Origin of the sequence: Bacillus cereus group sp. TH152-1LC, assembly GCF_027710505.1 — a bacterium.
In the GTDB taxonomy this organism is placed as follows: domain Bacteria; phylum Bacillota; class Bacilli; order Bacillales; family Bacillaceae_G; genus Bacillus_A; species Bacillus_A mobilis.
This window is the reverse complement of sequence record NZ_JAQFNK010000009.1, coordinates 43984-65190: the sequence shown is the minus strand read 5'-3', so window position 1 is coordinate 65190 and position 21207 is coordinate 43984. Positions and strand designations below refer to the sequence as shown.

Below are 21207 nucleotides of genomic sequence, written 5' to 3'. Positions count from 1 at the left end.
TTGAATCTGATTTTAATAGTTATTATGTTGTAATTATTCTATAGTATAGCATATGTTTTCGTTAGATGATATGTTTTTGTTTGCGTATAAACTGAAAACTTGTGTTTTCACACTTCCTTTGGTATATATGAATATTGTTCATAAAAAGATCGGAAAGGAAGACAACAAGTGAAGACAGAGAAATTTTTTACCCATCCGATTGGCGTACTGATTGCTGCAATAGTAGCGACTTTTTTATGGGGGAGCGCATTCCCTTTTATTAAATTAAGTTATGCTGAACTTGGAATTCAGCCACAAGAAGTTGGGGAGCAAATATTATTTGCTGGTTATCGTTTCTTTTTATCTGGAGTCATGCTCTTATTATTCTTTAAAGTGTTAGGAAAAGATATGAGCTTCAAAAAAGGAACGGGGAAGCAGTTAGTACAAATTGGTTTATTTCAAACATTTCTTCAATATATATGTTTTTATATTGGAATGAGTTATAGTTCTGGCATTGAAGGAGCTATCATTTCAGGAACATCATCATTCTTTCAAATTTTACTCGCTCACTTTTTATATAAAGATGACGCTCTCAATATGAGAAAAATAATTGGGGTCTCTATCGGCTTTTGTGGTGTTATTTTAGTAAATGTACCGAGTGATGGTAGTTTGTCATTCCATTTCGGAATCGGTAGCTTATTGCTTCTTAGTGCAGCAATGTTGTATTCATATGGAAACATATTAGCGAAAGAAGGTAGCAAAACATTAGATGTTGGCTATATGACAGCATACCAAATGATTTTTGGTTCTATCGGGCTATTATGTATAGGAGCTTTGCAAGTTGGAGTCATGCCATTTACATTTAGTGTACATGCAATACTTATGCTTCTCTACTTATCTTTCTTATCCGCAGCAGGCTTTTGTATTTGGAATACAATTATGAAGTACAACAAAGTTGGAAAAGTATCAATGTACATGTTCTTTATACCCGTATTTGGTGTGTTATTATCGAGCATGATCTTAGGAGAAGCAATTCATTCATTTGTATTATTCGGTTTAGCATGTGTAGCCGCGGGAATTATCGTGGTGAATCGTACGCCAGCTAAGCAGAAAATAGAGCAAGAAAAACAAGTAGCATAAATAACAAGAAAACGATTACAATGGAAGGACAGTACTGTTCTTCTTTTTTTATATAGAAAAAGGATAATAGACTAGGTATAACGAAAAAAGATACAAAAAGCATTTATTGAGGAGAACATGTTATGAATCTACTTTACATGGTGTTAATTGGACAAATCATTCTTTTTTTAATTGGTGCAATGTACGCAATAGGACAGACAAAAAAGACAAGAAATAATATGCCGTTACCTTTAGCGGTGCGTCTTATTCTTAGTTTTTCTTTAACAGCAAGTGCAATTTGGATATGGTTACAAGATCCATCAGTGGAGTATAGTACGTGGGTTGCACTAGGTATGACGTTATCAACTGTAGGAGATTTATTTATGGCAGGTTTGATTCCAATTGGTCACAGGTTAATTGGAGGGATGATTACTTTCGCGCTTGCACATTGTTTTTATGTAAAAGCATTTTTGCAAACAGGCATCTCATGGAATGGTTTTTGGATTGGTTTACTCGTATACGGACTCTTTCTCATTATAGGATGGTTCTTCTTTATCCGAAATGAGAAACAAGATAAATTGTTTACGATAGGAGCTCTAATTTACGGACTGTGGGTTGGAGGAATGGCTTGCTTTGCATTCGCCTTATACTATGAAAATACAGGAATATGGTGGATACCGGCTTTTGGCGGTTTACTATTTGTGATTTCTGATTTTATTATAGGCGTGACAGATATTGGAGGGCGCAAATTAAAGTATGAACCACTTTGGATTTGGTTTACATATGTAGCGGCTCAAATGTGTATTGTATATGTGGGAATATAAAAAGATACGCTCAAAATAGTAGATAGACTATTTTGAGCGTATCTTTTTTACTATTTTACTTCAGCCGATTTTTGAGATGGAGTTTTACTGCCGACAAATAGTGAGATAAATATAAATTATGTAAAATAAGAAGTTTATGGTAGTTATTCCAAGTTTACAATATTATGATTTTACAATTCAAAATTTTGTGGAAATTAAGTGGTTGAAGTCCTTATAATAAAATTAAAAAGATGATGAGATGGTGGAATGATGCAAAAGAAAAAACGTTGGCGTGAATTCTTTGGAACAATTGCAATTGCATGTTTGTTGGTGCTTTTGGCAAAAATCTTTTTGTTTTTTCCTACGACTGTAAAAGGAGCGTCCATGAAGCCAACGTTACAAGATGGGGATAAGGTGATTGTTAATAAGTTGGCAAAGCAATTTGAAAGTTATGGGCGAGAAGATATTATTGTTGTGAAGACAGATAATTTTTATGTGAAAAGGGTTATTGGTTTGCCTGGTGATGTCATTGAGGTGAGAAATGATCAATTATATGTGAATCATGAAGTGATACAAGAAGCGTATTTGTATAGTAATAAAAAACAAGCTGAAAAAAAACTTATGAATTTAACAGAGGACTTTGGACCGATTACAATTCCTAAAAATAAGATTTTTGTTATGGGAGATAATCGCTTAATAAGCAGAGATAGTAGAAATGGTTTAGGACTTATTGATAAAGCGGATGTATTAGGAGAATTAGCGGCAATTTATTACCCATTTGAACAAATGAAAATAATGAATTAAAGTAAAAAACCAAGCAAATTTCATTTGCTTGGTTTTTTATGTTAAATCGTAGGAGACTCATTAAATTCATAGACATCTTCATTGTTTTTGTTCGTACTTAAAACGAATTTGTGCTGCAATAGTTGCAGTTTAAAGAATGCTAACGGATCGTGATAAGTTTCTGGGTTGCTTCTTAACGTTGCTAATGTTTGCTCGTCTTCCTGTATTTCAAGTTGAGCGGATTCTACATTTTGTTTCAGTATGCTAAGTGGATCTTTAAAGAACATCATGATATCTCGTTCTAATGCGCCTTCAAATACTTCAAATTGAAGGAAGAATTGTTTTGAGATTGTTTGAGCAATTTCCGTATAATCTTCCGTTTCAATGTATTGTTTATATTTGTTTGCGAGCATAGATTGATTTTTTTGCATGTTACCAAATAGTTTTCCCGCACTCTTTAAGAAAAATTGTGTTGGTGTAAAGCGTAATAAAATATTGATGTTCGATACTGTAATTCGGTTTGTCATACGTACAACATCCCGGTGCCAGTCATCTAGTAATTTAAAATCGCAAGGAAGTTTCATACGTTCTTCTTTATATAATTTATTAAACGTTTCACTCATTTCATCTAAATAAGATTGAGCTTGAATAAATTCATTATGCGCTGTTTCAATCCACTCTTGAATAAATCCAGTAAATTTAGGAAGAAGCACTTGCTGTACATGTTTTTGAATGCGTTCGTTCATTGCAGCATTTAATTCTTCATGAACTAATTTGAAATCACTATCTTCTTGAACAAGGTCAGAACAGCTCTGTAATAATTCAGGAATTTGAGAATGGATATCTCGTGTGATTTCTTCTTTCGTTAAAAGATAAGATTCTGTAATAGAACGAATTTTATCTTTTTCAAGAGCAGTAAGATTGTTAATAAATCCGTTTAGTTTTACTGAGATATGTTTATTCCAGCGTACTGATTTCACTAATGTATTTTCTAATTCCACACGTTCATTTATAAGGTATGCGATTGTTTTTTGCGTAAACCATATTAGTTTTTTTACACGTTCTTGTTCTATGTCGCGTTCTGCTAGATTAGAAAGAATAGACTCTGTCACGTCTCCAAGTTGCTGGCTACTCTCTTGTGACGGAGAGTATGGGAAGAACTTTGCATTCGGGAAGTGGACTTTAATCTTACTCATTAGTTTTTCATTATTGGCCGCACTATTTGTGTGTAATACGAAATGAATTTGTAAGTTTGGCACTTGTTCACGTAAATAAAGTAATGTATCAAGCTCTTCACCATGCAATGGTGAAGCAGAATTTAATACGTAAATAAGGCTATCTGCTGCTTGTAAGTATTCAAAATGTGAGCTGTTTTTATCAACTTGCCCTTGAACAGATGGCGTAACAAGGAATGCAAATTTATTCTTTCTCAAAAATCTACTTGGTAACTTAATTTCTATACACTTCTTCTCAAGTTCTGACTCGGAATCGGAAGGTGTAGCCATTATTTGATGGAATTCATCAAAGTTCGGTATATTGTGTACATCTAACGCAGTGAATTCTGTTATTTCAGTTTGGCTATCATCTTTAAATAGAATAGGAGTTGTTACAGTCTCAGTTAAGATGTTCTCTCCTAATATTGAATTGATGAATGATGATTTATCATGGTCACTAGTTCCCGCTATTAGTAATTGTGTAACATTTAAATCACACAGTTCATGAACGAGTAACGTAAATTGATGACTTAAATCCACATCATTTTTTTCAGCCCATACAGCAATTGTTTCGAATAAATGAGAAACGGTTTCCATATCTACATTTTTTTCAGCTGTTGAATTAGAGAGTAGGGCTCCTGCACTTTTTACGAGTAATGACTCTAAAGTTGTAGGTGAAACTTCATTCCATGCTAACACTGCAGCAGAGACAAATAGGGCATCTTTTGCTTTCGTTAAACTAAACCAATTTGTTAATAAATCTGGTACAAGTCCCTGCATTTCATGCATGAAATGTTCACCAGTAATTAATTCAAAGTACGTATCTTGGTAGCGTTCAATAATTTCATGCCAATCGTCATTGTTGTCTGTTTCGATATGTAAGAATAAATGATTTATTGTTTGAATCCAAGGTAGATGCAAGTTCTCATTTTGATAGCTGTTCCAAAGAGCAATAACAAGTTCTTTAAATTGGACTTGATCAATTGCATATAAAGCTTTTAAAGATTCATAGAAATATTCTGGTTTGATTTGTTTCGTAAATCCTTGATTCACATAATTGATTAAAGTATCGAACCAGTGTAATGATTGTGTTCGAATTCCTTCTTGAACGGCAAGTTCGATGGCGTTATTCCAATCTTCTTGTTTTTCATAGAATGAGCGAGCGATTGCAGTAATATTTGGATAGTCAGGTTGAAATGCAACAGCCTCGCTAATCGTCTTAAATGCTAGACCTAAACGATCTTGTTCGATGTAAAGAGAAAGAAGTTGTAAGGAAACTTCCATTGTAAGAGTTGTATCTTCCGTTTGGATAGATTGATATATTTCTTCTGCTTTTGGCAAGAATCCTAGTTCAAAATAAGAATCTGCAATATTTTTGGTTGCCCAAAGTGCAAGTTCGTTATTTACTTTCTCCCATTTAAATATTGCGGCTTCGAAGTCTTTATTTTGGTAATAAAATTCACCTTGAGCAAAGCGGATATTAGAAATGTTGGAGAATTCGTTTGTAGATTCATTTATATATGCTTCACCGAGTACTTCCGATACTGGAGTAGAAGTTTCTTCTGTTAAAAATGTTTTATAGTAAACCTTTTGGATAAATTGATTTTCAATGGTCATGTTCGTTCCCCCTGTATAATTTAGAAAAATGATGTTGTATGTAAAGGGTGCATGTTCTTTTTATAGGTAGAAGTTGCATTATATCGACCAAACTACGTTTTTGCTAGATATATCATTTTTCCTGAGAGTTAAACCGCTGCGAAAAGTAACTTTCCTTTATTGTAACAAAAAAACAAGCATATGAATTTTTATTTTTTAATCCCGCTATTTATGGATAATGAGACTATCACTTCAAAAAGCGGTGAATACAGGAGAAGTAGGCGAGAGGCGAGCACACGATTAATGGTTCATTAAAGGGATGGATAGAAGTAGAGTTCATTATAAAAACAATGTATAGTGAATATGTATACCATGTTTGTCTGAAAGATAGAAAGGGCACAATGTGGAATAACGATCGTGCATAGGATGTGTCTTCCGAATGGAACAACATATTGGCGAGTTAATCGCGCATTATGGGTATTTTGGAATTATTATAGCGTTGGCAGGTGGGATAGTCGGATTACCGATACCAGATGAGTTTTTATTGACTTTTGTTGGTTATAACGTTTCAAAAGGAGTTATGTCAGGAACGGCTGCTTTTTTAAGTGGGATGGCTGGTGCGATGTTAGGTATTACATTAAGCTACATATTAGGTTTAAAACTTGGACTTCCTGTTTTAAAAAAATATGGGCCAAAAATTAGAATTAAGGAACATCATATTGAAAAAACACACATTTTATTTGAAAAATATGGTCCATTTCTTTTAATGATTGGTTACTTTATCCCCGGAGTACGTCATTTAACAGCATATTTTGCTGGGGTGTCGAATTTAACACTTTGGCGTTTTTGTTTGTATGCTTACGGTGGTGCGCTTATTTGGATAAGTGTTTTTATTGGACTTGGCTGGAAGCTAGGAGAGAAGTGGCGTTTCGTTGAGTATAGTTTACATCATTATGGAATATGGATTTTATTCATTTCAGTAGTTGTTACAGGCGTTGTGTGGTTTTACATAAAGAAAAAGAAAAACCGCTAATAGCGGTTTTTTTAGCTGAAAGCAATAAATAGTACACCAGCTGTAATAAAGACTACACCAATGCCAGTCATAAAGTTTAACTTCTCACCGAGTATAATCATAGCGAGGATGATAGAAAATACGACGCTTAATTTATCGATAGGAGCCACTTGTGAAACTTTCCCTGTTTTGAGGGCAAGAAAATAAAATAGCCATGACGAAGCACCTGCAACCCCACTTAATGTGATAAAGAGCAGTGCTTTTTTATTTAGCAGTACGTCGCCAATATTTTGAAATTTACCTTGTATAATAATAACACCCACCATAAATAATGCCATAATAATAGAACGAACCGTTGTTGCAACATTGGCATCGATTCCATCTAAACCAATCTTTCCGAAAATAGATACAAGGGCAGCAGCAATTGCTGATAATAGTGCGAATAAGAGCCATGAACTCATAGTAAAATTCCTCCAATCTTACATTATTATACATGAAAATCATTCTCAAGTATAAAGTGAAATTTTAATCAGTGGGATTTTACCGCCTCGCAAATGGCTGGATAGATAATGAAATAATCCCACCTTATATTTTTAATAAGGTGGGATTATTATACTACTCTGCAATTTCTTCATATAAAAAGTACGTTACATTATAAATATGTTCTACTTCATCGTCTGTCATAAACAATAATTCGTCACGCTCAATACCTTTTTTCTTTTCAATAAACTCAATCATGTTTTTGCGTTCTTCTCTTTTCATCAATTTTATTTCTCCTCTCAATCTGTTTTAATACAGTTTATTTAAGTTACTGCTATTATATAACAGAATCTTTAGAAAGTTCCACCTATTTTATTGTTTTTTTCAGAAGAACTTTTCGACAAAACAAGCCCACCTAAAGGGGGCTTATTTTATTTTATAGTCGTAAAAACTCGGGCTCCGTCGTACCGGCACCATCGATGTAATAAATTGTGTCGGGATTGATTTTTATTAATACGTAATTAGGGTCTTCAGGACCGAGTAACCAGCGTTTTAAGCTGTTATTCCAAAACTTGTTTTTTAATGTGGAGTCTTCCTCGATTGAAGCTAAGCCTTCAACTTCAATATAATCTTCATCTAATTTTTTTCCTTCTCGTCCAAGTAGTACATAGACATTTGGATTGTTTTCAATATCTGTTATCTTTTTTGATTTTCGATCTGTTGCAATATATAACACAAAATCTTCGTGGAAAAACATCATAAAGGCACTATGAGGTTTATTTTCACGTACAGTAGATAATACACCAGTTCGTTGACCACAAATAATAGTTTCAATTTTTTCTTTTAAATGCATGCTTTTAACCCCTGTTCATAATTTATTGTTTTCTTCGTTTAAACAAGATAATTTGAATATCTTTCATACTGTTTTCTTCAATCCGACTTTTTAAACGTAATTGTGATGAAATCGGACAAGTTAGGAGAAGAATAATAATAATAATAACGAGGAGAAATACATACGATGGAAGGATGAAAAGCATGTTTAACAAAATATTTCTTATCGTAGCGCTTATAGGTGTACCACTTTCTATACTTGGGAAAACACTTCATTGGCCTCAAACAATTATGTTCGCTGTGTATTGTATTACGATTATCGCATTAGCGGGTTTTATGGGAAGGGCGACAGAAAGCTTGGCAATTGTATCTGGCCCTAGAATAGGTGGATTATTAAATGCTACTTTCGGTAATGCAGTTGAACTAATCATTTCAATTTTTGCACTTCAGGCAGGGTTAATTGAGGTTGTGTTAGCCTCTTTAACGGGTTCTGTACTTGGAAATTTATTATTAGTAGGAGGGCTATCCTTCTTTGTAGGAGGGCTTAAATACAAAAGACAAAGTTTTAATGTGTATGATGCAAGGCATAATTCAGCTTTATTAATATTTGCTGTTGTCGTAGCCTTTGTTATTCCAGAGATTTTTTCAATGAAGATGGACGCTGGAAAGACGTATCAATTAAGTATCGGTGTTTCTATCATTATGATTATTATGTACCTTGCTGCGCTGCTATTTAAGCTTGTTACGCATCGTGGTGTATATCAACATAAAACGGATGAAGTAGCTCATGAGGAAGAACCAGAGTGGTCGAAAGGTAAAGCGTTACTCATTTTAGCAATAGCGACAATTGCAGTAGCTTATGTGTCAGAGGCGCTTGTGCATACATTTGAGACAGTTGCAAAGTCGTTTGGTTGGTCAGAGTTATTTATAGGGGTTATTATCGTTGCAATTGTTGGGAATGCAGCGGAACATGCATCTGCAATTATTATGGCGTATAAAAATAAAGTAAATATTGCAGTTGAGATTGCAATAGGTTCTACGTTACAAATTGCCATGTTTGTTGCTCCTGTATTAGTACTGCTTTCTATGTTTTTTGCACAAAGGATGCCTTTAGTATTTACAATACCAGAACTTGTTTCTATGATTACAGCTGTTTTCTTAACGATTGCGATTTCAAATGATGGAGATACAAACTGGTTTGAAGGAGGTACTTTGTTAGCAGCGTATGTCATTATGGGAATTGGTTTTTATTTATTATGAAAAATAGGCATAACAATTGTGTTGAGAGAAAACAATAAACAAAGTAGTATATATACATTTACGTAGGAAGGAGCCAGACAGGTGAAACGAGTATACAGCATATGTCTTTCAACTATGGTCTCGTTTATTCTATTATTTCCTAACATGAGTTTTGCAAAGACAACGGTAGAAACAAAAATGCCTTCATCTGTTTTAAATATTTCTAAAGACAATACGTTTCCAAATGATGCGCAAGATTTGCCGCGCTTACAGCCGAGTAAGTTTGCTCAAGAACTATTGAAAACAGCAAATATTAAAATTGAAAATCCGGACTTAATTCGAATGTTTAATGAAACGACAATTTCGAATGCGCCGCTTGCGGTAGGGTACCGAGCAAAGATTTATTTAGGTCAATGGGCTTTGAATTATGAATCGGTTGATACATCGATTAATTGGGAATATAAACAAGTAAACCGCAATGTGTACGATAATCGTGGAGGAGATCGTTTATATCCGCTACGCTATAAACAAGAAACGCAAAAGACGGTTGAAGGTGATTTAACAGCAGATATGAAAAATACTGCGGATGTGAAAAAAATGATGCTTCTCAAAGCACTTGAAAAAGTACAATTGCCGCTTTCATTTAAAACGACCATTGGTTATGGTACAGGGCATGAGCGTGTGTATAATATTAGTCCGAGTCAACTTGGATATTTATACGCTTATACACCAGCAGTAAATGAAAAAGGAAAAGTAACATTTGGAGAAGTATATCTTGTATTAAAAGGCAATCAAAAGAGGCTTGTCGTGAAAAACATTACATCACAAGGAATCGGAGCTGCTATTCCAATTCATGATCATTTATATTTTAAATTCATATCTTCTTCTCACTCGCAATAATATGAAAAAAACGTCAGCTTATAAGCTGACGTTTTTATTTATAATGTAATATTTGCTGTTTTTGATAAGAAATCTTCTGTCGGATAGTAGCTGTTTTTTACAAGAACATTCGGTCCAAGGCATTTTACTGCAGGACAGTGACAGCTTAATGATTGTGCTGTTTTTGAGGCACTCCATTTGTCATATGCTTCTTGTAGTGTGTTTGTTTGTACGTTACCTAGAAGGGGAACGTCACCGAAATCAGTTACAATAATATTTCCATCGAAAATGTTGACGTTTAAACGAGAACGGCCATCTGGATCGTTACGAACTGTTACATTTTTGCTTTCTTGTAATTTCTTAAATGTGGCGATATCTCGCTCGTCATCGCTACAAGCGTAGAAAGGTAAAGTTCCAAATAACATCCATACATTTTCATCGCGAATTTCTAGTAAATGCTCAATTGCATCACGAATTTCAGCTTTTGTTAAAATCTCTAGATTACTCGCGAAGTCACTTGGATACATTGGGTGAACCTCATGACGTTTACATCCCATTTCTTCAACGATTTGACGATGAATATGTTCAATGTGTGGTAGAGTTCGTTTATTCAGCATCGTTTCGGCTGATACGAGTACACCTGCATCTGATAGAGCTTTACTATTTGTAATCATGCGTTCAAATAATTTTGCACGTTGTTCATACGTAGGTTTACGCTCCATCATTGCAAATCCGCCTTCAACGAAGTCGTCAATTGTTCCCCAGTTATGAGATATATGCAATACGTCTAAATAGGGAATAATTTGTTCGTAACGTGCTAAATCTATAGTTAAGTTTGAGTTAATTTGAGTGCGAACGCCTCGTTCATGAGCGTATTTTAAGAGTGGTGTTACATAGTTGTCGACGGATTTTTTTGAAAGCATAGGTTCTCCGCCAGTAATACTTAAAGAACGTAAATGAGGAATCTCATCTAATCGTTTTAATAAAAGATCCATCGGAAGCGGATTCGGGTCTTTCGGCTGTAACGTGTAACCAACAGCGCAATGCTCACAGCGCATATTGCATAACGTCGTCGTTGTAAACTCAACATTTGTTAATAGTAGTTTGCCGTACTCTTCAAGGTCCATATACGCTTCCCATGGATCGTAAGAAGGAGTAATCGGCTTCATTTTTTGTGATATCGTCATATGAAATACTCCTTTGACTATTGAAATAACAATTTGTCCATTCTCTATAATAGAAGAATATGTGCTTTTTATAAAGTGAAACTTTTTTGTGAAAAAAGAGATAGGGCTTACATTTGAATGAATTACTGTGACAAAATTGATGAAATTACATATCCACAGCAATCATTTTTGCGGTATAATAAAAGCAACTCGAATTAAAAGGAGAGTGCCTTCATGGGAAAAGCAATTCAAGATAAAGATACACAATTAGTATATTTAAAAGAACGTTTAAATATGTTCATTGAAGTAATTGATACAATTGAACCTGAAGAAGTAGAATTAGAAGATGTGGATCGTCTTCTTGCAATGTTAGATGAATTAGAATTAAAATGTGAGCAATTTAAAAAAGACGAATAATATATTAAAAAGGCTGCCAATTCCAATTTGGTAGCCTTTTTCTGTGTGGATAATAGAAGGACGATAGAAAAAGAGGTATAATCAAGTTGTGAAAAATTTCATTTATGCTTGAATAGCGTGAAACAAATAAAAAGCTGAAGAGCATAACAATGGGATTTTCATCTCATAACGTTTTGGTAGCGTTCACAATTGAGGGGGAAGTAACAATGGAAAAGCTTCAAGAAAGCATGTATCAACTAATTGTTGAAACGTCAACGAACTTACCGAAAGATGTTCGTCGTGCGATTCAACAAGCAAAAGAACGAGAAAATGCAGGGACTCGTTCTGCGATGGCACTTGGCACAATTACGAATAATATTAAAATGGCTGATGATAACATCTCACCAATTTGCCAAGATACAGGGATGCCAACGTTTAAAATTTATACACCAGTTGGTGTGAATCAACTAAAGTTGAAGGAAGCTATCTATCATGCGCTTGAGCGGGCGACAAAAGATGGTAAACTGCGTCCCAATTCTGTTGATTCTCTTTTTGGAGACAATAGTGGAAATAATTTAGGACCAGGTACACCGGTTATTAAGTTTGAACAATGGGAAAAAAATTATATTGATGCACGTTTAATTCTAAAGGGCGGTGGCTGTGAGAATAAAAATATTCAGTATAGCTTACCATGTGAATTAGAAGGACTTGGACGAGCTGGCCGTGATTTAGAAGGGATTCGTAAATGCCTTCTTCATGCAGTATATCAAGCACAAGGTCAAGGATGTAGTGCAGGTGTAATTGGTGTTGGTATCGGGGGAGACCGCACATCGGGTTACGAATTAGCAAAAAATCAATTATTCCGTACATTAGATGATGTCAATCCAGTACCAGAGTTACAAAAACTTGAAGAGTACGTATTAGAAAATGCGAATAAGCTTGGCATTGGTACGATGGGATTTGGCGGAGAAACAACTTTACTTGGCTGTAAAATTGGCGTGTATAACCGTCTGCCAGCTAGCTTCTACGTATCTGTTGCATATAATTGCTGGGCATATCGTCGCCTTGGCGTAACAATCCATCCTGAAACAGGTGAAATTATGGATTGGCTATATCAAGAAGGTGACGATACACTTCAGCAAGAAGCACAAGAAAAAACAGAGCAACGTGAGATTGTATTACAAGCTCCAATTACAGAAGAGCAAATTCGTGAACTTCGCGTTGGTGATGTTGTAACAATTAATGGCATGATGTATACAGGGCGTGACGCAATCCATAAGCATTTAATGGATAACGATTGTCCGGTAGATTTAAATGGACAAGTTATTTATCACTGTGGTCCAGTTGTCGTAAAAGATGAAAATGAAAACTGGCAAATTAAAGCGGCGGGTCCAACGACAAGTATTCGTGAAGAACCGTACCAAGGCGATATTATGAAGAAATTCGGTATTCGCGCTGTCATTGGAAAAGGCGGTATGGGTGCGAAAACATTAGCGGCTTTAGAAGAGCATGGTGGTGTATATTTAAATGCAATTGGCGGTGCAGCACAATATTATGCTGAATGTATTAAAGAAGTAAAAGATGTTAATTTCTTACAATTTGGCATTCCAGAGGCAATGTGGCATTTACGTATTGAAGGATTTAAAGCAGTTGTAACGATGGATTCTCATGGTAATAGCTTACATGCAGATGTTGATAAAACATCACTCGAAAAATTAGCTAGCTTTAAAGAGCCAGTATTTAAGTAAACAAAAATGCATCTCGAATCATTCGGGATGCATTTTTTTGGCATATATAGAAAAACATGTTCAGCATGAAAGAATGCGTAGCAACAGAAACTACAAGTACGATTATATATGGAAAGGAGACTATTTATGAAATATAAATGGTTATATATCGGTCTCATTTTTTCAATTATGATGGCACTTGTTCCAGTTTCAACATTAGCTTATACAAACACTCCACATAACTGGGGAATCCCGCGCCCTAAAAATGAAACAGTACCAGATGCTGGAAAGTTATATACAGATTTACTACAAAAAAATGGTGGGTTTTATTTAGGGGATACAAAGAAAAAAGATATTTATTTAACATTCGATAATGGGTACGAGAATGGATACACAGGAAAAATCTTAGACGTATTAAAAGAGAAAAAAGTACCAGCAACTTTCTTTGTAACGGGTCATTATATTAAAACACAAAAAGATTTGTTATTAAGAATGAAGGATGAAGGACATATTATTGGAAACCATTCGTGGAGTCATCCTGATTTTACAACGGTAAATGATGCGAAACTTCGTGAAGAATTAACGAGTGTAACAGAAGAAATTAAAAAAGTAACTGGGCAAAAAGAAGTAAAATATGTACGACCGCCACGAGGTGTGTTCAGTGAAAGAACGTTAGCTCTTACGAAAGAAATGGGCTATTATAATGTATTTTGGTCACTTGCATTTTTGGATTGGAAAGTGGACGAGCAAAGAGGATGGCAATATGCACATAATAATGTCATGACGATGATTCATCCAGGATCTGTTTTATTACTTCATGCAATCTCGAAAGATAATGCAGAAGCACTTGCGAAAATCATTGATGATTTGCGCGAGAAAGGGTATCATTTTAAAAGTCTAGATGACTTAGTAAAAAGCAATCAACCGTAAGCATGTATGCTTGCGGTTTTCTCATGCTATAATGATGTGTAAAAAGGATGGGGAAACGTATGTGGAGCGAACATGTTACGTTAGAGTATCCGTATCATTTTGAAGAGGTATTAAAACGGTTATCTTTTGATCCTCTTAACGTCATTCAATTAGATGAGAAAGTTATTTATGTCCCGCTTTGTATAGATGAGGAACAGGTTGTTGTTCGCTTGCAAGGGATTGGTACTGTTCAAAATCCACAGTTTTGGATTTCTAGTCAAACAGGAGATCCGGAGAAAGTCATGAAACGAATGAGAGCCATTTTTCATTGGAATGAACCGTTTCAAGATATACAAAATCATTTTTTAAACACATCATTACGTCCACTATTTGAAACATATGCTTATACTCCAATTATTTTAGAATTTGATTATTTCGCTTGTCTTCTTCGCTGTATCATTCATCAACAAATAAATTTGAAATTTGCTACTGGGTTAACAGAACAGTTTGTGAAACGATATGGAACAGAGAAGAATGGTGTATTCTTTTTCCCCACTCCGGAAATAGTAGCAAATATTTCAATAGAAGAATTGAGAGAGCAGAAGTTTAGTCAACGAAAGGCTGAATATATAGTAGGATTAGGTCAAAGTATTGTCAGCGGTACATTAGACTTAGCGAGTATAGAAATCAGGGCGGAAGAAGAGGTTTCGGCACAATTGTTACCGATTAGGGGGATTGGTGCATGGACAGTGCAAAACTTTTTAATGTTTGGACTTGGACGGAAAAATATGTTTCCGAAAACGGACATTGGAATTCAGCGTGCGGTGCAAGGGATATTTCAATTAGATGATAAACCTGATGATGTATTTTTAGAAAAAGTGAAACAAGAGTGTGAACCATACTGCAGTTATGCAGCGTTATATTTATGGAAAAGTATAGAGTAGAGGTGTAATAATGATACAAAAGCAACATGAGAGTAAGTTGGAAGTTGGTCAAACATTTCCTGTAACAATTAAGCGTCTTGGGATTAACGGAGAAGGCGTTGGCTATTTTAAGAGACAAGTCGTTTTCATTCCAGGGGCATTACCAGGAGAAGAAGTTGTTGCAGAAACAACGAAAATTCAGCGTGGCTTCGCTGAAGCGAAAGTGAAAAAAGTTCGTAAAGCTTCACCACATCGTGTGAAAGCACCATGTCCGGTATATGAAGAGTGTGGCGGTTGTCAGCTGCAACATTTAGATTATAAAGAACAATTAAATCAAAAGCGTGATATCGTTGTACAAGCATTTGAGAAGTATATGAACAACAGCCTGGAAGAGAAAATTCGTCCAACGCTTGGTATGGAAAATCCATGGCATTATCGTAATAAGAGTCAATTACAAGTGGGACGTAAAGACGAAAAGGTTATTACAGGGCTGTATAAGCAAAACTCACATCAGTTAATTGATATTGCTCATTGCATGATTCAACATAAAGCAACGAATGAAGCGACAAAAGTTGTACGACGTATATTAGAAAAGTTAAATGTTTCTATTTACAATGAGAAAAAACAAAAAGGCTTAGTACGCACAATTGTGACACGTACTGCAGTTCAAACAGGTGAAGTACAAGTTACACTTATTACAACAAAAGAAGAATTGCCAAATAAGGAGCAGTTTATCGCAGAAGTACAAAAGCAAATGCCAAGTGTGAAATCAATTATGCAAAACGTGAATTGGCGTAAAACATCAGTTATTTTCGGTGATAAAACATTTAAATTAGCTGGAAAAGAAGTAATTCAAGAAACACTAGGTGATTTATCATTTGAATTATCAGCACGTGCATTCTTCCAGTTGAACCCGGAACAAACGGTTGTTTTATATGATGAAGCGAAAAAGGCAGCTGCTTTAACAGGCGATGAGAAAATTGTAGATGCGTATTGTGGTGTTGGTACAATCGGTCTTTGGCTTGCAAATGATGCAGCGGAAGTACGTGGTATGGATGTAATTCCAGAAGCGATTGAAGATGCAAGAAAAAATGCGAAGCGTCACGGATTTACAAATACGAAATATGAAGCAGGTAAAGCTGAACAGTGGTTACCGAAATGGGTAAAAGAAGGATGGCGTCCAGATGTAATTGTTGTCGATCCACCACGTACAGGTTGCGATGATAAATTACTGGAAACAATTTTAAAAGTGAAACCGAAACAAGTTGTTTATGTATCTTGTAATCCTTCTTCATTAGCACGTGATGTACAAGCATTAATGAAGAGTTATGAAGTGGAGTATGTGCAACCAGTTGATATGTTCCCGCATACAGCTCATGTAGAAAATGTAGTGAAGCTTGTTAGAAAGTAAAGTGTATTCATATTCCCTCACGATATGAGGGAATATTTTCTATGAAGGAGAGTAAAATGAATAATTATAAATTAACGATTCAGTACGATGGTGCACGTTTTAAAGGATGGCAACGTCTCGGTAATAACGATAATACGATTCAAGGGAAAATCGAAAGTGTTTATATCTGAAATGGTCGGAAAAGAAATTGAAATTATCGGTTGTAGTAGAACAGACGCTGGTGTACATGCTTTGAATCAAGTTGCTAACTTTCAAAGTGATGAGAAGTTAGTGGAACATAAAGTGAAAAAATATTTAAATCAATATTTACCTAACGATATTAGCATTACGGATGTAGAAGAAGTTCAAGATCGCTTCCATGCTCGTTACAATTCTAAAGCAAAAACATATCTTTATAAGATTTGGAATGAAGAGCATACAAATCCATTTATGCGTAAATACAGCATGCATGTGAATAAAAAACTAAATGTGAAAAGCATGAAAGAAGCTGCGAAACATTTAATTGGTTCACATGACTTTACTGCTTTTTCAAATGCGAAATCAAAGAAAAAGTCTATGGTTCGAGAAGTATACACACTTGATGTGATGGAAGAGGCAGGATTTGTACAAATTAGAGTAAGTGGTAACGGATTCCTTCATAACATGGTACGAAAAATTGTTGGGGCATTAATTGAAGTTGGATTAGGACAATTAGATGCAGAAGCAATTCCACACATTTTAGAGGCGAAACAACGCAATCAAATTAATTGCCTTGCTGAGGCGAGTGGTTTGTATTTGGAGGATGTTGAGTTTTAATAGTCAGTAAAAAAATCGAGCTGTGTAGGCTCGATTTTTTTATGTTTTGGCATTAAGAAGATTTTTCTTTCTTCATACGTATCTTCAAATTCCAAAAAACAGCAAGCATAATAGCTGCAAAGGAACCGCTAATTGTTGCGAATAGCTTTGCGTAAGGAAAGCTGTTCATATCCATGAGTAACATCATACATACAAGGGTAGGGAAGAAGGCTAAGTATTGTAATAACTTTAATTTGTTATTATTACTCATATATATCATTCCTTTCTAGTATGTTATATGTTTATTGTAGCATATTTTACCAATTTGTATTTCCACTTGGAAGTAGATTGATCCTGCATTAACAGGAAATAAAGGTCCAATTGGTGAGGGTGGGCAAAACCTCCACAGATTAAAGTTTCACTTCATTTCATATGTGTAAATGCAATTTTTTAATTCGATATTGTAAGTTTTGCCTACTTAATCCCAAAAACTTTGCAGCTTGTGAGATATTACCGTGGTACTCTTTCAGAATTTGATTGATGTAGTTCTTTTCCATTGCCTCTATTGTGTGCTTTAACGTTTTAGGTGCATCAGCATCGTTATTAGTTAGGAAAGGTTGCATATTGAATTCTTTTTTTATCCGTTCGCGAAAGCGAGTGGGAAGATGAAACGCTGTAATGATATTTTCTTCTTCAACTAAATTCATTGAACCTTCAATGATATGTTCTAGTTCTCGTACGTTTCCAGGCCAATCATATGCATACAAGAATTCTCTTACATGTGCATCTAAATCCGTCACGCTGAGCCCAAATTGAATGTTGTACTTTTCGATAAAGTGCTGAACAAGAGCTGGAATATCTTCTTTTCGTTCGCGTAAAGGCGGGAGACATAAAGTAACGACGCTTAATCGGTAATATAAGTCTTCCCGTAATCGATTGTGTGTAATAGCTTCAAGAGGGTCCTCATTAATAGTTGCTATAATACGAACATCAATTTCTTTTTCTTGTGTGCCTCCGATTCTTCGTATTGTTTTTTCTTGTATAGCTCGTAGTAATTTCGCTTGAAGAGCTGGACCCAATGAGTTGATCTCATCTAATAATAAAGTGCCTCCGTTTGCCTCTTCAAATAAACCAGCTTTATCGATGGCTCCTGTAAATGCACCTCGGTTCGTACCAAATAATAAGCTTTCCATGAGTGTGTCAGGTATGGCGGCACAATTTTGTGAAATAAATGGTTTTGTGGAACGCTGACTTTCATTATGGATGCTTTGTGCAAATAGTTCTTTACCGGTTCCTGTTTCTCCTACGAGAAGTATGGATGAGGATGTACGAATTACTCTCTTCGCTTCTGTAATGACGGATTGAATAGCACTAGAATCACCGATTATGTGATCAAAGGTAAACTTATTATTTGTTTTTCGAGAAAGGTTCGTTTTCATTGTTTGTTTGGAATGGCTAATCTCTGTTGAAATTTCAATAGCGCCTTTAATTTTTCCGTTTTCTATTATAGGGAAAGTGTTGTTAATCGTAGTAATTTCTTGTCCTTTATTGTTAAAATACGTTTGTTTTATATTTTTGTTTGTTTTTCCTAATTTTAATGCCTCTATAAGAGTACTATTTTTATTTTCTTCAAATGCGAATACTTCTAAAGGACTTTTATATAGCACATCTGAGCGTTCCATTGATTCAATTTCCATCATTTTGCGGTTGTAGATAATCGTTTTACTTTCCTCATTAATAATATGAATCCCGATATCGAGCTCATTGAGTAAAGTTTCATATAGCATATTCATTTCAATGATCTGTTTAAAATTAATTTCTTCTGTACGCATAGATTATCTTCTCCTCATTTCACCCTATGAAGACTGACTTTTTATAATTTTATTAAAATTCTTATAAAATCGCAAAATTTTTTTGCTATTTTCCTTTTAAAACTTCTCAAATGATAGAAAAATTTTGCGGTTATGAAGATTTTTTTTTGAGAAACCTTCATTTTAAATAGGAATTGGAGATTGGTACGCATTTTGCATAAATAATAGTTGAAATCTCTAAAGGAGGGATATGCAACGTTTCAGTAGCGATTAATAAGAAGGAGGAGTTTATAAAGTGAAGACGGTTATAGAAGGCGTGTATAGTCCTTGTTACGGGAAAGTAGAGAAGCTATTTGTTGCGGAAAGTTCATACGTATACGAGTGGGAGAAATTAGCGTTAATTGAAACAATAGATAAACAGAAAGTAGAAATTAAGGTAGGAATCAGTGGGTATATCGAATCATTAGAAGTAGTAGAGGGACAAGCTATCGCTGATAAAAAGTTATTAATAACAGTGAGGGATGATCTTTTAATAACAGGTAGTGATTAATACTATGTATTTTGCTCTTTTCAATAATTATTCTTATTATGAAGATTTTTAAAAACGCTTACATGAAATGGGGGGATTTATATGATGGATCAAAACCAAGGGTTAAAAAGGGAATTAAAAAGCAGGCACATATTTATGATTGCACTTGGGGGAGTTATTGGTACCGGTCTTTTTTTAGGATCTGGGTATACAATTCATGAAGCTGGGCCTGGAGGAGCGATTGTAGCGTATCTTGTTGGAGGATTTGTTATGTATTTAACGATGCTCTGTCTTGGAGAGTTAGCTGTTGCGATGCCTGACGCAGGATCTTATCAAACGTATGCTACAAAGCACATTTCCCCTGCAGCGGGTTATGTAGTTGGATGGATGTCATGGCTAAACTGGTCTGCTACGATAGGTATTGAGCTGATTGCAGTTAGTATTTTAATGAAACGATGGTTTCCTGATGTACCGTCATGGATTTGGTGTGTAGTGTTTGCGGTACTGCTCTTTGCTATCAATGCGTTATCTTCAAAAAGTTTTGCAGAAGTTGAATTTTGGTTTGCAAGTATTAAAGTCATTACAATTATTGCATTTATTATTCTAGGCGGGGCAGCGATGTTTGGTTTTCTAGATATGAAAGGAAACGAACCAGCACCGATGTTCTCCAGCTTTACTGATTATGGTGGGTTGTTTCCAAATGGATTATCAGCTATTTTAATTACGATGATTGCAGTTAATTTCTCTTTCCAAGGCACGGAACTAGTTGGTATTGCGGCTGGAGAGAGTGAAAATCCAGAAAAAACGATCCCGAAGGCAATTAATAATACAGTTTGGCGTATACTGGTGTTCTTTGTATTATCTATTTTTATTCTTGCAGGACTATTTCCTTGGCAGCAAGCGGGAGTAATAGAAAGTCCATTCGTAGTTGTATTTGATAAAATTGGTATTCCTTATGCGGCTGATATTATAAATTTCGTTATTATTACAGCAGTTCTATCTGTTGCGAATTCAGGGTTATATGCAACTTCTCGTATGCTATGGTCTATGTCTAATCAAGGAATGATTAGTCCGATTTTTGGTAAGTTATCTAAAAATGGTGTTCCTATTTATGCATTGATTGTAAGTACAATTGTAGGTTGTCTCTCATTACTATCAGGTATTTACGCGGAAGATACAGTTTATTTATGGCTACTTTCTATTGCTGGATTTGGGGCGATATTAGTTTGGACATCTATTGCTCTATCTAACTTATTAGCTAGAAGGGCATATATTAAGCAGGGCGGGGATGTGAAGGACTTGAAATTTAAAACACCGCTATATCCATTCGTACCACTGCTTGCGTTAGTATTAAATATAACAGTAATCGTAGCTATGGCTTTTATCCCAGAGCAAAGAATGGCGTTATATTGTGGAATTCCATTTATGATTGTTTGTTTACTGTTTTATCGTGCGACAAAAAATAAGGGAAGCAAGATAGAACATGTTGAAAAAGTAAATACAACAGAAGCAGAAAGTTTATAAATATATTAGAAACCTATGCTGAAGAAAGAGACTGTAAAATTGTAAACAGTCTCTTTTTTTGTGACAATAAAGCTGGAAACATACTATGTATGCAAAGGGGAA

At 35.0% G+C, this 21207-nt stretch carries 20 protein-coding genes and 1 pseudogene; 14 read left to right on the top strand and 7 right to left on the bottom strand.

Annotated elements, in window-relative coordinates:
* The first annotated feature begins 168 nt into the window (after positions 1-168).
* From PDL00_RS20040 to lepB, 3 genes are all read left to right on the top strand, one after another.
* Positions 169-1119 (top strand): DMT family transporter, encoded by a 951-nt coding sequence (locus PDL00_RS20040; RefSeq protein ID WP_270730838.1) that lies wholly within the window; start codon positions 169-171, stop codon positions 1117-1119.
* Positions 1120-1241: 122 nt separating this feature from the next.
* On the top strand, positions 1242-1922 hold the full coding sequence (locus tag PDL00_RS20035; protein ID WP_242254601.1) for a lysoplasmalogenase: 681 nt from the start codon (positions 1242-1244) through the stop codon (positions 1920-1922).
* A gap of 246 nt (positions 1923-2168) precedes the next feature.
* Positions 2169-2705, top strand: coding sequence for a signal peptidase I (gene lepB, locus PDL00_RS20030; protein WP_270730836.1), 537 nt, complete (start codon positions 2169-2171; stop codon positions 2703-2705).
* A gap of 41 nt (positions 2706-2746) precedes the next feature.
* Here lepB and PDL00_RS20025 read toward each other — a convergent pair whose 3' ends face one another.
* Positions 2747-5515, bottom strand: coding sequence for a tetratricopeptide repeat protein (locus tag PDL00_RS20025; protein ID WP_270730835.1), 2769 nt, complete (start codon positions 5513-5515; stop codon positions 2747-2749).
* 418 nt (positions 5516-5933) lie between these two features.
* Here PDL00_RS20025 and PDL00_RS20020 point away from each other — a divergent pair, with 418 nt between their 5' ends.
* Positions 5934-6527 carry a DedA family protein gene (locus PDL00_RS20020; protein ID WP_063263194.1) on the top strand — a complete coding sequence of 198 codons (594 nt, stop codon included), beginning with the start codon at positions 5934-5936 and terminating at the stop codon, positions 6525-6527.
* Between the two features lie 11 nt (positions 6528-6538).
* Here PDL00_RS20020 and PDL00_RS20015 read toward each other — a convergent pair whose 3' ends face one another.
* The 3 genes from PDL00_RS20015 to PDL00_RS20005 all read right to left on the bottom strand — a co-directional run bounded on the left by PDL00_RS20015 (position 6539) and on the right by PDL00_RS20005 (position 7839).
* Positions 6539-6967, bottom strand: a complete 429-nt coding sequence (locus PDL00_RS20015; RefSeq protein ID WP_098498942.1) for an EamA family transporter — start codon at positions 6965-6967, stop codon at positions 6539-6541.
* A 154-nt stretch (positions 6968-7121) separates the two neighbouring features.
* Positions 7122-7268, bottom strand: a complete 147-nt coding sequence (locus PDL00_RS20010) for a BH0509 family protein (protein ID WP_000817786.1) — start codon at positions 7266-7268, stop codon at positions 7122-7124.
* 154 nt (positions 7269-7422) lie between these two features.
* Positions 7423-7839, bottom strand: coding sequence for a pyridoxamine 5'-phosphate oxidase family protein (locus PDL00_RS20005; protein WP_270730831.1), 417 nt, complete (start codon positions 7837-7839; stop codon positions 7423-7425).
* Positions 7840-8021: 182 nt separating this feature from the next.
* Between PDL00_RS20005 and cax the strand changes: the two genes are divergently transcribed.
* Together cax and PDL00_RS19995 are read left to right on the top strand one after the other, a co-directional pair.
* The gene (gene cax / locus PDL00_RS20000; protein WP_242254597.1) at positions 8022-9077 is read left to right on the top strand and encodes a calcium/proton exchanger; all 1056 of its coding nucleotides are present in this window, start codon (positions 8022-8024) and stop codon (positions 9075-9077) included.
* 81 nt (positions 9078-9158) lie between these two features.
* Positions 9159-9956 carry a YfkD famly protein gene (locus PDL00_RS19995; RefSeq protein ID WP_033662157.1) on the top strand — a complete coding sequence of 266 codons (798 nt, stop codon included), beginning with the start codon at positions 9159-9161 and terminating at the stop codon, positions 9954-9956.
* A 38-nt stretch (positions 9957-9994) separates the two neighbouring features.
* Here PDL00_RS19995 and yfkAB read toward each other — a convergent pair whose 3' ends face one another.
* The gene (yfkAB, locus tag PDL00_RS19990) at positions 9995-11122 is read right to left on the bottom strand and encodes a radical SAM/CxCxxxxC motif protein YfkAB (protein WP_242254594.1); all 1128 of its coding nucleotides are present in this window, start codon (positions 11120-11122) and stop codon (positions 9995-9997) included.
* A gap of 213 nt (positions 11123-11335) precedes the next feature.
* Here yfkAB and PDL00_RS19985 point away from each other — a divergent pair, with 213 nt between their 5' ends.
* The 6 genes and pseudogenes from PDL00_RS19985 to truA all read left to right on the top strand — a co-directional run bounded on the left by PDL00_RS19985 (position 11336) and on the right by truA (position 17262).
* Complete coding sequence (locus PDL00_RS19985; protein ID WP_000513558.1) at positions 11336-11518, top strand: SE1561 family protein; 183 nt, start codon at positions 11336-11338, stop codon at positions 11516-11518.
* Between the two features lie 206 nt (positions 11519-11724).
* Entirely contained in the window at positions 11725-13245 is a 1521-nt protein-coding gene (fumA, locus tag PDL00_RS19980) for a class I fumarate hydratase (RefSeq protein WP_270730827.1), read from the top strand.
* 126 nt (positions 13246-13371) lie between these two features.
* A complete protein-coding gene (gene pdaA, locus PDL00_RS19975; RefSeq protein WP_061676720.1) occupies positions 13372-14154 on the top strand; it encodes a delta-lactam-biosynthetic de-N-acetylase in 783 nt (260 codons plus the stop codon).
* Between the two features lie 59 nt (positions 14155-14213).
* Entirely contained in the window at positions 14214-15077 is an 864-nt protein-coding gene (locus PDL00_RS19970) for a DNA-3-methyladenine glycosylase family protein (RefSeq protein WP_270730825.1), read from the top strand.
* 10 nt (positions 15078-15087) lie between these two features.
* The gene (gene rlmD, locus PDL00_RS19965; RefSeq protein WP_061676722.1) at positions 15088-16467 is read left to right on the top strand and encodes a 23S rRNA (uracil(1939)-C(5))-methyltransferase RlmD; all 1380 of its coding nucleotides are present in this window, start codon (positions 15088-15090) and stop codon (positions 16465-16467) included.
* Between the two features lie 56 nt (positions 16468-16523).
* Positions 16524-17262 (top strand): annotated as a pseudogene (truA, locus tag PDL00_RS19960) (tRNA pseudouridine(38-40) synthase TruA).
* 52 nt (positions 17263-17314) lie between these two features.
* Here the strand turns inward: truA and PDL00_RS19955 are convergent.
* Both PDL00_RS19955 and PDL00_RS19950 read right to left on the bottom strand, forming a co-directional pair.
* Positions 17315-17512 (bottom strand): hypothetical protein, encoded by a 198-nt coding sequence (locus PDL00_RS19955; protein ID WP_242254583.1) that lies wholly within the window; start codon positions 17510-17512, stop codon positions 17315-17317.
* A gap of 157 nt (positions 17513-17669) precedes the next feature.
* Positions 17670-19073 (bottom strand): sigma-54 interaction domain-containing protein, encoded by a 1404-nt coding sequence (locus PDL00_RS19950; RefSeq protein ID WP_270730822.1) that lies wholly within the window; start codon positions 19071-19073, stop codon positions 17670-17672.
* A 274-nt stretch (positions 19074-19347) separates the two neighbouring features.
* Here PDL00_RS19950 and PDL00_RS19945 point away from each other — a divergent pair, with 274 nt between their 5' ends.
* Together PDL00_RS19945 and PDL00_RS19940 are read left to right on the top strand one after the other, a co-directional pair.
* Positions 19348-19602 carry a biotin/lipoyl-containing protein gene (locus PDL00_RS19945; RefSeq protein WP_000859483.1) on the top strand — a complete coding sequence of 85 codons (255 nt, stop codon included), beginning with the start codon at positions 19348-19350 and terminating at the stop codon, positions 19600-19602.
* An 81-nt stretch (positions 19603-19683) separates the two neighbouring features.
* Positions 19684-21105 carry an amino acid permease gene (locus tag PDL00_RS19940; protein ID WP_270730819.1) on the top strand — a complete coding sequence of 474 codons (1422 nt, stop codon included), beginning with the start codon at positions 19684-19686 and terminating at the stop codon, positions 21103-21105.
* Positions 21106-21207 lie beyond the last annotated feature (102 nt).